The sequence below is a fragment of the Porphyromonas sp. COT-052 OH4946 genome (genome assembly GCF_000765965.1).
Taxonomy (GTDB): Bacteria; Bacteroidota; Bacteroidia; order Bacteroidales; family Porphyromonadaceae; genus Porphyromonas; species Porphyromonas gulae.
Map to the genome: position 1 here is coordinate 1 of NZ_JQZY01000030.1, position 12624 is coordinate 12624.

The 12624-nt window shown below is 49.0% G+C and carries 11 protein-coding genes; 1 reads left to right on the top strand and 10 read right to left on the bottom strand.

Features of this window, described 5'->3' with window-relative positions:
- Positions 1-217: 217 nt before the first annotated feature.
- Positions 218-1495: a phosphopyruvate hydratase gene (eno, locus tag HQ50_RS09710; protein ID WP_039419728.1), complete on the bottom strand. Its 1278-nt coding sequence runs from the start codon at positions 1493-1495 to the stop codon at positions 218-220.
- Between the two features lie 209 nt (positions 1496-1704).
- Complete coding sequence (locus HQ50_RS09715) at positions 1705-2124, bottom strand: YkvA family protein (protein ID WP_018965739.1); 420 nt, start codon at positions 2122-2124, stop codon at positions 1705-1707.
- Positions 2125-2257: 133 nt separating this feature from the next.
- Here HQ50_RS09715 and HQ50_RS09720 point away from each other — a divergent pair, with 133 nt between their 5' ends.
- On the top strand, positions 2258-2761 hold the full coding sequence (locus HQ50_RS09720) for an RNA polymerase sigma factor (protein ID WP_018965740.1): 504 nt from the start codon (positions 2258-2260) through the stop codon (positions 2759-2761).
- Between the two features lie 224 nt (positions 2762-2985).
- Here HQ50_RS09720 and HQ50_RS09725 read toward each other — a convergent pair whose 3' ends face one another.
- From HQ50_RS09725 to HQ50_RS09765, 8 genes are all read right to left on the bottom strand, one after another.
- Positions 2986-3201: a hypothetical protein gene (locus HQ50_RS09725; protein WP_018965741.1), complete on the bottom strand. Its 216-nt coding sequence runs from the start codon at positions 3199-3201 to the stop codon at positions 2986-2988.
- A gap of 137 nt (positions 3202-3338) precedes the next feature.
- Positions 3339-5009, bottom strand: coding sequence for an AMP-binding protein (locus tag HQ50_RS09730; RefSeq protein ID WP_039430155.1), 1671 nt, complete (start codon positions 5007-5009; stop codon positions 3339-3341).
- Positions 5010-5622: 613 nt separating this feature from the next.
- Positions 5623-6099: an ATP synthase subunit C gene (locus HQ50_RS09740; protein ID WP_004583476.1), complete on the bottom strand. Its 477-nt coding sequence runs from the start codon at positions 6097-6099 to the stop codon at positions 5623-5625.
- Positions 6100-6152: 53 nt separating this feature from the next.
- Positions 6153-7967: a V-type ATP synthase subunit I gene (locus HQ50_RS09745; RefSeq protein ID WP_026292317.1), complete on the bottom strand. Its 1815-nt coding sequence runs from the start codon at positions 7965-7967 to the stop codon at positions 6153-6155.
- Positions 7964-8578 carry a V-type ATP synthase subunit D gene (locus tag HQ50_RS09750; protein ID WP_018965746.1) on the bottom strand — a complete coding sequence of 205 codons (615 nt, stop codon included), beginning with the start codon at positions 8576-8578 and terminating at the stop codon, positions 7964-7966. Before HQ50_RS09750 ends, HQ50_RS09745 begins: the two co-directional genes overlap by 4 nt.
- 15 nt (positions 8579-8593) lie before the next feature.
- On the bottom strand, positions 8594-9913 hold the full coding sequence (locus HQ50_RS09755) for a V-type ATP synthase subunit B (RefSeq protein ID WP_018965747.1): 1320 nt from the start codon (positions 9911-9913) through the stop codon (positions 8594-8596).
- A gap of 11 nt (positions 9914-9924) precedes the next feature.
- Complete coding sequence (locus HQ50_RS09760; RefSeq protein ID WP_039430158.1) at positions 9925-11679, bottom strand: V-type ATP synthase subunit A; 1755 nt, start codon at positions 11677-11679, stop codon at positions 9925-9927.
- Positions 11680-11688: 9 nt separating this feature from the next.
- Entirely contained in the window at positions 11689-12621 is a 933-nt protein-coding gene (locus HQ50_RS09765; protein WP_039419732.1) for a DUF2764 domain-containing protein, read from the bottom strand.
- Positions 12622-12624 lie beyond the last annotated feature (3 nt).

Sequence of the window (12624 nt, forward strand, 5' to 3'; positions counted from 1 at the left end):
CTATGAAGATAAGAAAACTTGCAGATTTAGCAAAGATATTCGCAAACTAATTTGCTGAATATCAGAGATTAAAAAGAATTTTAAGGGACGACTAAATAGGACGGTGATATAATCAAGCAGCCCCCGAAGTCGGATATCCGACTTCGGGGGCTGCTTTTATTTAGTTAGACAGCGGCACTGTCTTTTCCTCAAGCAGTGCCACTATATATTATGCAACTTACACTTTCATGTAGCCGTAAACAGCGCAAGGGCCTAACTCCTCTTCGATGCGGAGCAGTTGGTTGTACTTAGCCATACGGTCGGTACGGCTGAGCGAACCGGTCTTGATCTGTCCCGAGTTGGTTGCTACAGCAATGTCTGCGATCGTGGTGTCTTCCGTCTCTCCGGAGCGGTGCGATGTAACGCTGGTAAAGCCGTGTCGGTGTGCCATCTCGATAGCATTCAACGTCTCAGTGAGCGTACCGATCTGGTTTACCTTGATAAGGATGGAGTTGCCACACTTCTCTGCAATACCACGGCGTAGGAACTCCACATTGGTAACGAAGAGGTCGTCGCCGACAAGCTGAACCTTATCACCCAAGGCAGCCGTGAGCTTCTTCCAGCCTTCCCAGTCGTTTTCGCTCATACCGTCTTCAATAGAGTCGATGGGGTACTTGCCAACCAATTCGGTCAGATAAGCTACCTGCTCATCGATAGAGCGTTTTTTACCCTTTTCACCTTCAAACTTGGTATAGTCGTAAACGCCATCCTTGAAGAACTCGGAAGATGCGCAGTCCATAGCGATGGTAATATCCTTACCGGGTGCGTATCCGGCAGCTTCCACAGCCTTGAGGATGGATTCGATAGCATCCTCCGTTCCATTCAGGGCAGGAGCAAAACCGCCTTCGTCTCCAACAGCAGTACTAAGGCCGCGATCGTGCAATACCTTCTTCAGTGCATGGAAAACTTCGGCACCCATACGCAAACCCTCACGGAAAGATGATGCACCCACGGGGCGGATCATGAACTCCTGAAATGCGATAGGAGCATCAGAGTGAGAACCTCCGTTGATAATATTCATCATAGGCACAGGCAGCACATAGGTATTCGAACCACCGATATATCGGTAGAGAGGGATATCCAAATAAGCTGCAGCAGCTTTGGCTACGGCCAACGACACCCCCAGCATAGCATTTGCGCCAAGGTTGCTTTTCGTTTTCGTACCATCCAGCTCGATGAGCTTGCGGTCAATAGCTGTTTGCTCCAATACTGACATTCCGCAGAGAGCGGGATCTATCACTTCATTTACGTTCTTAACAGCCTTGAGAACACCTTTGCCACAGTAGCGACCTTTGTCCTGGTCGCGAAGCTCGATAGCTTCGTTTTCACCGGTGGAGGCTCCGCTGGGTACTGCAGCGCGTCCTATTATGCCACAGGCCAGGTGCACATCTACCTCGACCGTCGGATTACCTCTGGAATCGAGGATCTCCCTGCCAATAATCTTTACAATTTCCATTTCTTCTCGTTATTACTAAGGATTAATTATACGTCTTTTTCTTAGCCGTACAAAAGTACACCTTTTTCCCACTAAAAGCCTAATAATCTTTTCGTTTGCTGCGATACCGCAAAGAGAACTTTGCAACCGAACAAAAAGGAAAAGAATAAAAAAAGAAAAGCCTGCCAATAATCAGTGGCAGGCCTTAATTCGGGAGAGTTCCTTTTCTATCAATCCTCAAAGATAGCGGCAGCACGCAAGCGAGCCTTTTCGCGAATGGCCGGAGTGATATGGCGACTCAAAATCCTCAGCACAATGGACGTGACAGCAAGGTCGTCCGTAAAACCGATAAATGGCATGGCAAAATCAGGAATGAGGTCGATCGGTAAGAGAAAGTAGCCCAGAGCTCCTGCAAGAAGCAACTTCTCTTTCATTGTCATCTCCCCGGCCTGCAACATATAATAAAGCGTCAGCACTTGTGTGGTGCCAAACCGGCCGATAAGTCGGCAACACTTCAGCACCTTACTCACCAGTGCATTTTCCTGATAGTAAGAGGCGTAGTAAGATATATCGGACAAGGTCGTCGGGAGCTTTTCCACAAAGCCTTTGCGAAAACCTTTCCGCTCTTTCCGTGGATCGTTTCTTTTCATATCATTGATACCATCTATTGTACTTAATACGCTGTTTATTAATGAATCTCACCTATTCGATTATCTTTGTCTCAGTGGCAGGAGGGAACGAATCTTCCAACCATTGGCTTCAACAACAAAGAAACAGCTTATTATGAATAGTGTGCAATTTCGCGAAAAACTTCTGAGTCTGCAAGACAACATGCGCAATTTTGCCTTGACTCTGACTGCCAATCTGGATGACGCAGAAGATTTGCTCCAAGATACAACACTCCGAGTCCTCAACAATGAAGACAAATTCGTTGACAACGTCAACTTCAAAGGGTGGGTGCTCACTGTCATGCGAAATATCTTCATCAACAACTACCACAAGCTGGTTCGTTCGCAAACAGTCATCGATCCGAATAGCGATCCGTACAATGTCCCCATACTCAATGAAGGAGGAGAGGATACGCCTGACGGCACCATGGCCATCAAGGAAATAACCGCTGCTATCGCATCGCTGAACGAAACGCTCAAGCAACCGTTCTCCATGTACGTGAGCGGATATAAATACAATGAAATATCCGAGACGCTTGGAATCCCTCTGGGTACGGTGAAGAGCCGTATATTCCTTGCCAGACAGGAACTACAGCAGCAACTCAAGGACATGAGATAACAGCCTGCCCCGGGAGGGGTACACAGCCTCCATCGACAGACAGTATCAAAAAAGGGTATTCGTTAAAGCCTCTGAAAGGCCGATAACGAATACCCTTTTTTGTTGCAACAGCTCGCTAAGGCGAGAAGTTCATAACTGAAAAAGAGACATAAGTCCGACTCTCTTGAAGTCAGACTTATATCTTACCCCACAAATGATTCGGGGGATGCTAAATAGCCGTTGGATTATTGAGCGGCTTGTTCAGTAGCAGCTTCTTCAGCCTTCATTGCAGCAGAATCGATCTGCATAGCAGCAGTATCAACTACAGGAGCTGCCTCTTCTACCAAAGTGGCAGAATCCATAGCCGTAGAGTCAGCAGCTTCTTCAGTCTTAGCCTGAGAGTTGCAAGAAGCGAATGATACAGCTGCGATTACAGCTGCAAAAGCAACAAATTTCTTCATTTCCTTTTGGGGTTAAAAGTGTAATTAATGTTCTATAACGGCGCAAATATACAGTTTCTTTCGGTACCAGCAAAAAAACGGACAAATGCTGTTTATTTCGTGTTGATTCCTACCTGATGACAGACGGAGCCACGGGATCAGGTATAAAGGAATCGTTTGATACTCCGCTTGGGCGTCTTTTCGAACTCTTCGTCATGACGAATAAAAGCCGTTATCTTCTCATATGCGGCTACTTGGGCATTCAATTCCACCCGGCTCTTTTCGATTTGCGTCCAAGCCTGCTCGAGAGAGAGACCTTTATGTTCTATCGCCTGTCTATCGGGAACGACAAGCGCGACCAGGCGTCCGTCTCGCTCTGTGACGATGCTTTCAAGGACATAGGACAAATTGTTGATCTTCGATTCTATTTCCTCCGGATAGATGTTCTGTCCGTTTGATCCGAGGAGCATGGTCTTGGACCGGCCTTTGATAAAGATATTTCCTAAGCTATCTATGGTACCGAGATCTCCTGTACGCATCCACCCATCGGGAGTAAAAAGCTCGGCTGTCAGTTCGGTATTCTTATAGTAACCGAGACAAACATTCTCTCCGCGTACTTGGATCTCTCCCACATCACTATTGCCACTACCTTCTTGTTGCAAATGACCGATGCGCACCTCCATGATCGAGAGCGATTTGCCACAGCTACCGGGTAGCCACAGGCTGTGATCTTCGTAGCTGATCAGAGGCCCGCATTCCGTCATACCATAGCCCACTGTAAGCGGAAACCCGATCCGATGGAGGAAATGAGCCACTTCATCATTGAGAGCGGCTCCTCCCACAATGACTTGTCGGAAGTTGCCACCGAATGATTCGATCAGTTTGTTCCGAATTGATTTGTGGATCATCTGTTTCAAGAAAGGCAATGTCAGCAAAAACTTGATCAGCGGTTTCTTGATTTTCGGAGCTATCGCCTTGTGATACAGTTTCTCTATAATGAGCGGCACCACGATTATAAATGAAGGGCGCACATCAGCAAAAGCCTTGATAAGAGTAGCAGGCGAAGGAATTTTGCCCAAAATGTACACATGTACTCCGATAGTCAATGGTGTCAGGAAGTTGAACGCGCAGCTATACGTATGCGCCAAGGGAAGAAAACAAAGGATCGTCTCCCCTCGAAACATAATATCGCGATCCATCACATAGGTCACATTGCCGGCCAAATTATTGGCACGCAGCATGACACCTTTACTGAATCCCGTCGTTCCGGAAGTATAATTCAGCAGGATAAGCTCGTCATTCGAGATCTCTGCGTAGCGAATATCCCCTGCCACGAACCCCGAAGGATAGCGTTCGGAAAAGGAGCGATCCAATCCCTCCACCTCTTGAGAGAGGATGCCCCCTTCGGTACGATCCAAAAAGACGGTATAATCACGAATGGATACAACTCCGCTCAATAGGGGAAGCTGAGCCGGATCCATCGTCTCCCATATTTTGTCCGAGACAAAAAGATACTTGGCGTCGGAATGAGTTACAATACTTGCGGCATCAATAGCATTGAAATCCGGCAAGATGGGAACGATGATCGCTCCATACGTGATGACAGACATAAAAACTATGCACCACTCGGCTGAGTCTTTGCCAAGGAGTGCCACCTTGTCCCCCTGCTTGATTCCAATACGCTCAAAGAGCAGATGTCTGCGAGCAATATCGGCAGCCATCTCGCCATATGTATAACTTTCCCCTGTATCGTAGTTGGTTAGTGCCGGAAGTGACCAATGCTCCCGAAAACTACTCTGATAAAGTCTGATGAAATTCTGTTCGACCATATATGCACAAAAACACATATCCTGTGCAAAAATACACAAAAAGCCATAAAACGAGCAAATGACACCCTGACGATAACGGGACGATCGAATCAAAAGGCGAGCTGCGTCTTCAAATAGCTTCTTCGGAAAACGGCCTTATGCGACGATCAGGTTCGGATCCGAATCTCTATTCGATGTATAAGCTAACGACATGAACCATACACCAGTCTTTCATAATGCAGGCTGGATCTAAGTGCAGAGAGGGTCTATGAGGGATTTCAAGATCCTTCCCGGCACCAAAATTTTCCTGTTTGCTACTCCCAGAAATGTGGCGCGTAAACTTTTCGATTGTGGCGCGAGAAGCAAAAAATTTACGCGCCGGAACGAAAAAATTCCGGCTCCACCTTCTTCAGAAGACACAGACCGCAATTACAGAATTTTTGGGACGTATTGCCAAGGTTACGATGGATCGAATTCACCTCTCCATAAAGAAAAAGGGTGTGCAGAAACATTACGTTCCGGCACACCCCTTGGTGTTTGTTCCTTAGGCCAAGGCCTATGAGAAACGATTCTTGCTGTTTTAGGCCTTACTTGCCAACAGTACTGTTCGTATGGACTGAGACCCTCCTTCGGATTAAGCTCCGACCATGCCGGGAACGCTACCGAAGATCAGGATAGACACGAGAAGTGCCAAGATAGCATAAAGCTCCGGGAACACAGCCATCACCATGGTAGCACCGAATACGTTGTGACCACCGCCGATAGCTTGGATACCATTAGCGCATACCTGTGCTTGACGAATAGCAGACATCAGACCTACTACACCCAATGCCAAACCGGCGAAGAAAATAGCCCAACCTGCAAGCAGCGTAAGAGCATTGGCTGCAACCAATTTGGTGATCAATCCGGAAGCCATAAAGAAGCCCACGAAGCCGTAGAGACCCTGTGAACTGGGAAGTGCGCTAAGACCGATGTAGAGACCCAATGAATCGGGGTTCTTCTTCATTGCGCCAACAGTAGTGTTACCGCAGATCGTTACGCCGATGGCACTTCCGATACCGGTCAATGCAACCATCAATGCAATACCGAGATAAGCTAACATTTGTTCCATAATACTTTTGTGTTGTTTAGTTGTTATGATTTTTTGAATTGTTCTTTTATGATTTAGGAGCGTTTGAACGGTGTGTATTGGTTGCCTCCTCCCTCAAATTCGCTGTTCTTATAGAACTCTACGAATGTCAAACGAATGGGGTGAACAAGGGAACTGATCATCGTAAGACCGAAGTTCAGGCCATGACCGATCAGCAAAATGATCAGCATCACGATGATCCGAGGTACAATACTCATCGAAGCAGTCATATCTGTAGCCAACGTATTGAATACGCCACCGAGGATAGAACCCGTGAGTCCGATCGCAAACAGTCGGATGTATGAGAGCGTATCGCCCAAAAGTCCTGATGCTGTGTTATAAGCCGTCCACAAGCCGCTACCGAAATTGACAAACGGATTCTTGCCCGGTGAGTTGTAGAAGAACGCGACCAAACCTCCGGCAACAGCAATGCCGAACATGACGTTGATCACCGCTTCCGGCACCTTCGGTGCTATCATGGGCAAAGTGAATGCCAATATCACCGCCGTGATAATGACTGCCCACGCGAACGTAGCCAAGCTATACTTCACTCCGCGTTGAATTTTGATCTTGATACCGGCCAAAACCTTGGCATAAATGATTTGTATCAGACCGATGACAACGGACAAAGTCATCAGATTGTCCTGATTCAGGAAGTACTTCTTGATGCTTGCCAACTGCGGTACTTCGGCTAATGCTATACCGAAGAACGAACCGGTGAGCAGACCGATTATCGTCGTAGCCCCTCCCAACCATTGGAAAAGAGTGAGTATCGGCTTCAAATCCTTGCCGGCCTTCCCCTTGAAGAGGGTAGAAGCGAGCAGAATAAGCAAGCCATAGCCTCCGTCGCCGAAGCAAAGCCCGAAGAAGAGCATAAAGAACGGCGCAAGGAATGGTGTGGGATCCAGCTCTCCGTAGTTAGGCAGAGAATACATCTTCGTGATAGGTTCGAAGAGCCGCGCGAAGAAATTGTTCTTCAGCTTGATGGGCACCTTGTCTCCTTCTTCTATCTGCATCTGCTCTACATAGTAGCCTTCTCCGGCCAATGCCTGCTCCATGGTCGAAGCGTCCGACACAGGCACCCAGCCTTCGAGCAGCATCAGCTTGTCGTCTGCTTGCCCTTCGGCTTGTACCATGGCACTGGTAAAGGCGAACTTATCCGACAAAAGTTTGTCATACGCAGTCAGCTCGGCCATTCGATTGTCTGCAAACGCGGTCTTGTCCTTCGCATTCGCCTCCAATTGGGCCTCCAGCTCCTCCTGCTGCTGACGGAGTGTGGCCAGATCATGATCAGGCAGTTTGATTCGCTCGGCATCGGGCTTGGCATCCTGTTTGTGACCAATGGTGATAAAATGAACAGTGGAGCGTACGGTATTGATAGGCACAGCCCCGAACTTTTCCTCCCATTCCGTTTTGTATCCCGAAGAGGAAGAAGAGTAAAAGTTCACCTCGTAGCCCGCCTTCCGTAGTCTTTCGATGGAGGCGAAGTCAAACTGTCCCCAAACCTCCATATGCTCCACTTCCCGCTTCTTAGAGTGGATAGCACTTTTCAGACGTGTCTCTTCTGCGAAAAGAGCTTGAGCGTCCTGCATAGCCGCCTCACCGTCAGCTTGAGATCCAAGGGTCAGGGTTTGTTCGACGGGAGCATTTTCGCTCTTGTACGAAGCGAGCATGCGCTTGGTCTGGGCAATCTCTTTACGTAGATTGAGGAGTTCCTGCAATTCCGCCACATCTTTTGTAGCCTTGGTTTCCCGAATGTGTACCACTCCGATCGTACGCAACTTCTCGAGGAAGGTTTCGTACTCACGGTGATAAATCAGGAAAAGGTATTTGTTCATTGCGGTAATCATGCCATCACCTCCTCTTCTTTATTACGTTTCTCCATATTGGCACGCATAATCTTCTGAGAGGATTTGGACAAACTCTCTTCATCCTCCAGATAGCGTTTGATCTTGCGTATGGCGTCTTTGTAGCCGGGGATCTGCACTTTCTCAAAAAGATTCACCTTCTGTGTAGTCTTCTTGCGTGCATATTCGAGGAACTCCAACTTCAGACCGAGGAACTCAGCCTCGATTCCGGTGTGGGCCAAGTTCTTCAGCAGGTCAATGCCTTCGGCAAACCATGATGGGGCATTGAACAAACTGAATGGCTTGATGGTGTAAGAAATATCGTCCAGTACGGGAACGACCACACCTGCCACCTTCTTCGCCGAGAGCTTGACACCCTCCACGCTGATCAGATCAGGCTTGAATTCGTTCCACAGGCTTACCATGCTTTGGTAGCCTACGATCTCTTCTTCCAGTTGGCGTTCCAATCGCTCCACCTCATCCTTCGTCCGCTTCACCTCCAGACGCAGTGCGCTCTCCTTGCTTTTGATCGTAGGCAAGGTACGCTCTCGCATCTTAAGCTGCTTTTCCTGCTGCTGGAGAGAGGTTTTGTTGTATTGAAACTTAATAGCCATTGTAGCGCAAGGTTATTATTTCTTCCAGTAAGTGTCCACAAGCTGCTGCTTGATATTCACTTCGGCCGGTTTGAAGTGCTTCGAGAATAGCTCCCATGCCGTGTCGAGCATCTCTGTCGTATTCACGTTTACGTCTATGGCCAAGAGCTGACGAGAGTAGTCATTGGCGAATTCGAGCGCACGGTTGTCGTAGTCCGTAAGGTCGAAACCATTCTCCATCTTGGTCTGAGCGTTCGCTGCATCGGAGAATAGACGAACGGCTGCGTTCATCACCTGAGGGTGGTCTTCGCGCGTCTTCTTGCCGATAACGAGCTGCTTCAAACGAGAGAGGCTTCGGAAGGGGTCTACGATGACCTTACCCACGTTGCTGTCGCGACGGAGATAGAGCTGACCCTCCGTGATATAACCGGTGTTGTCCGGCACAGCGTGCGTAATGTCTCCTCCGGAAAGAGTGGTCACGGCGATAATCGTGATAGAACCGCCATCGGGGAACTGTACTGCCTTTTCGTAGATTTTGGCCAAATCCGAATAGAGCGATCCGGGCATAGAGTCCTTAGAGGGGATCTGGTCCATACGGTTCGATACGATGGCCAAAGCATCCGCATAGTTGGTCATGTCCGTCAGCAGCACGAGCACTTTCTCATGCTTCTCAACGGCAAAGTATTCGGCAGCAGCCAAAGCCATGTCCGGCACGAGGATACGCTCCACAGAGGGGTCTTCCGTCGTATTGATAAAGCTCACGATACGATCGAGTGCTCCGGCATTGCTAAATGTATTCTTAAAGAACAAGTAGTCGTCGTTGGTCATACCCATTCCACCGAGGATAATCTTATCACTCTCGGCTCGGAGGGCTACCATGGCCATTACCTGATTGAACGGCTGGTCGGGGTCGGCGAAGAAAGGAATCTTCTGTCCCGTCACCAAAGTATTGTTCAGGTCGATACCGGCGATACCGGTAGCGATCAGCTCTGAAGGCTGCTTACGACGAACGGGATTAACGGACGGGCCGCCGATCTCCACTTCTTTTCCTTCCGGTTGGGGGCCTCCGTCGATAGGTTCGCCATAAGCGTTGAAGAAACGGCCGGCCAGCTGATCTCCCACTTTGAGCGTAGGAGCTTTGCCCATGAATATTACTTCGGCATCGGTGGGGATCCCCTCCGTCCCGGCAAATACCTGCAGGGTTACATCTTCGCCCTGAATACGCACCACCTGAGCCAATCGGCCATCGATAGTGGCCAACTCTTCATTACCCACACCGGTGGCACGCAAAGAGCAGGTTGCCTTGGTGATATTGGTAATCTTCGTATATATTTTCTGAAAAGCTTGTTTTGACATAACTATCTAATTTATTTGATGCGTTCGGCCAGAATAGCGTCCAACTCTTTATTGTATTTGTCGAATTCGGCACTTTTGAACTGAGAGTAGTTCACCTGCTTGAAGGTATTGATCATTCGCTTGAAATAGTCCGAAACCTCGAGGAAGTCTTCGAAATCGAATTCCGTACGACAGATGTCCGTTATTCTGCTGAGCATCAGCTCCTGACGCTCGAGCGAGCTGTTGCAATCGACATCGTCGAAGGCGTCTTGCTGAAGGATCACAAAGTCGATCAACTCTGCTTTCCAGAAGACTACGTGATAGCTAACGGGTACACCATCATCACCGAGGATATTGATCTGCTCGGCAATTTCTTTACCCTGATGCAAGCGCATCTTCAGCTCATTCACCTTAGTAGTCCAGTCTGCACTGATGTGGTTCGATATATAGCTCTCGAATTCGGGATATTCGATGTACTTCGAGTAACTGTCGATGGGATTTACAGCCGGATAACGTTTGCGGTCGGCACGATTCTGCTCCAAAGCATAGAAGCAGCGAGCCACTTTCTTGGTGTTTTCCGTCACAGGCTCTTTGAGGTTACCACCGGCGGGAGATACCGTACCGATGAATGTTACCGAACCGGCCGAACCGTTGTTCAGGTAAACGTATCCTGCACGAGCGTAGAAGTTGGCTACGATAGCCGACAAGTCCATCGGGAAAGCATCCGGTCCGGGGAGCTCTTCCAGACGGTTGGACATCTCACGCAGAGCCTGTGCCCAACGCGAAGTGGAGTCTGCCATCATCAGCACGCGAAGTCCCATGGAGCGATAGTACTCGGCTATCGTCATGGCCGTATATACGGATGCCTCACGCGAAGCCACAGGCATATTCGACGTATTAGCAATAATAATGGTACGTTCCATCAATTTACGTCCCGTATGAGGGTCGTTCAGGTGGGGGAATTCCGCAAAGATCTCCACGACCTCGTTTGCACGCTCACCACAGGCTGCAATGATCACGATATCGGCTTCCGCCTGCTTCGAGATAGCGTGCTGGAGCACCGTCTTACCCGTACCGAAAGGACCGGGGATAAATCCCGTACCACCCTCTACGATGGGGTTGAAAGTGTCGATGATACGGATACCCGTTTCGAGCAGCTTGAAAGGACGCGGCTTCTCGCGATAGCAAGTGATGGCACGCTTCACCGGCCACTTCTGTACCATGGTTACATTGTGGTCTTTCCCGTCCTGATCCGTTACCACAGCGATCACGTCGTTCACTTTGTACGAACCAGCTTTGGCCAGACTCTTCACCTTGTAATTGCCTTCGAAAACGAAAGGCACCATGATCTTGTGCGGTTGGAAATTCTCCGTCACCTCTCCGAGCCATGAACCTGCGATCACATTGTCGCCCACATTGGCCAGAGGCTTGAATTCCCACTGCTTGTCATCATCGAGGGCAGGAGTATAGTCGCCTCGTTTGAGGAATACTCCATCCATCTTGTCCAAGTCGTGTTGCAAACCGTCGTAGTTCTTCGAAAGCATACCGGGGCCGAGCGTTACCTCAAGCATACTGCCGGTAAACTCTGCCTCATCTCCTACGTGCATACCGCGGGTACTTTCGAAAACCTGCACATAAGCATTCTTGCCGATCACCTTGATCACCTCGCTCATCAGCTTGGTGCCATTGACATCGATGTAGCAAATTTCATTTTGGGAAACCGGCCCATCGACCTCCACGGTCACGAGGTTGGACACAATCCCCTTAACAACTCCTTTTGTAGCCATTATCTTGATTTATTTCTTTTGATTTCTTCTGAACTCGTCCAATGACTCTGCGCTCTCGTGTTTGAGTGTCTTGACGATGCGGCGGAAAGTCTCCTCTCCCGTCTTTTCGTCCAACTTCACCCAACGCTCGATGATCGCCAGCTCCAAATAATAGCAGAGCAAACGCTCTATGGTGAATACACGGTTGAATACCGACTCTTCGAGCCACTCCCAACGAATCACATCGAGCAGACGTTCACGTTTGGTAATGTCCGTCTCCTCACCGACAGAAAAGAGTGTGGACAGATAGGGCAGTTCTTCGCCCAAGTCGAAGTCACGAGCCCGTGACGTACGCAATTTGTCTTCTATTTCGCCGGTACCGACAATATAATTGATCGGATTCCAGCCCAGCTTCCGACACGTGATCGCAGCCAAGATGTTCTTGATATGCAGATTCAGGGCAAACCATTCTTCGAGGAAGTCGTTGCCGCATTTCATGGCATATTCATAATAGTACATGGCCAGACGATCTTCGTCGGAGATCGGCAGGCGTGCTTTGCCTTCTTCGGTATCCGACAGGGACATCTGTCCCTCTTCGCTCTCTTCTTCCTCGCGGAACATTTCGGTCAGCTTTTCGGACAAGAATGTCCGGAAATGCTCCGGCAACGAATCCATACGGGGCATGACACGTTTCTCCCGATAGGCTGCTATGATACCATCCAGCGTATCATAAGAGAAGAGAGTCGGCCGGGATTCGTCGGCCTTGGCTTTCTCGCTGTCTTCCAGATAGCGCAGCAGGAACCGATTCTCCTGCTCCCAAAGCAGGAGGTCGAAGAGCTTGTTATCCGTACGACTCAGGATAGGCCTTAGCTCCTGAAGGAACTGCAGGGAAGTAAACGGCAATTTCCGATCTTCCACAGTGATGTTGGGCAGACCGGCTACAGTGGCGTAATATTTGGCCATGAC

Coding starts and splice junctions, on each gene's coding strand:
- HQ50_RS09715 (WP_018965739.1), bottom strand. CDS start 2,124: ATGAAAAGAAACGATCCACGGAAAGAGCGGAAAGGTTTTCGCAAAGGC.
- HQ50_RS09720 (WP_018965740.1), top strand. CDS start 2,258: ATGAATAGTGTGCAATTTCGCGAAAAACTTCTGAGTCTGCAAGACAAC.
- eno (WP_039419728.1), bottom strand. CDS start 1,495: ATGGAAATTGTAAAGATTATTGGCAGGGAGATCCTCGATTCCAGAGGT.
- HQ50_RS09730 (WP_039430155.1), bottom strand. CDS start 5,009: ATGGTCGAACAGAATTTCATCAGACTTTATCAGAGTAGTTTTCGGGAG.
- HQ50_RS09760 (WP_039430158.1), bottom strand. CDS start 11,679: ATGGCTACAAAAGGAGTTGTTAAGGGGATTGTGTCCAACCTCGTGACC.
- HQ50_RS09725 (WP_018965741.1), bottom strand. CDS start 3,201: ATGAAGAAATTTGTTGCTTTTGCAGCTGTAATCGCAGCTGTATCATTC.
- HQ50_RS09750 (WP_018965746.1), bottom strand. CDS start 8,578: ATGGCTATTAAGTTTCAATACAACAAAACCTCTCTCCAGCAGCAGGAA.
- HQ50_RS09745 (WP_026292317.1), bottom strand. CDS start 7,967: ATGATTACCGCAATGAACAAATACCTTTTCCTGATTTATCACCGTGAG.
- HQ50_RS09765 (WP_039419732.1), bottom strand. CDS start 12,621: ATGGCCAAATATTACGCCACTGTAGCCGGTCTGCCCAACATCACTGTG.
- HQ50_RS09755 (WP_018965747.1), bottom strand. CDS start 9,913: ATGTCAAAACAAGCTTTTCAGAAAATATATACGAAGATTACCAATATC.
- HQ50_RS09740 (WP_004583476.1), bottom strand. CDS start 6,099: ATGGAACAAATGTTAGCTTATCTCGGTATTGCATTGATGGTTGCATTG.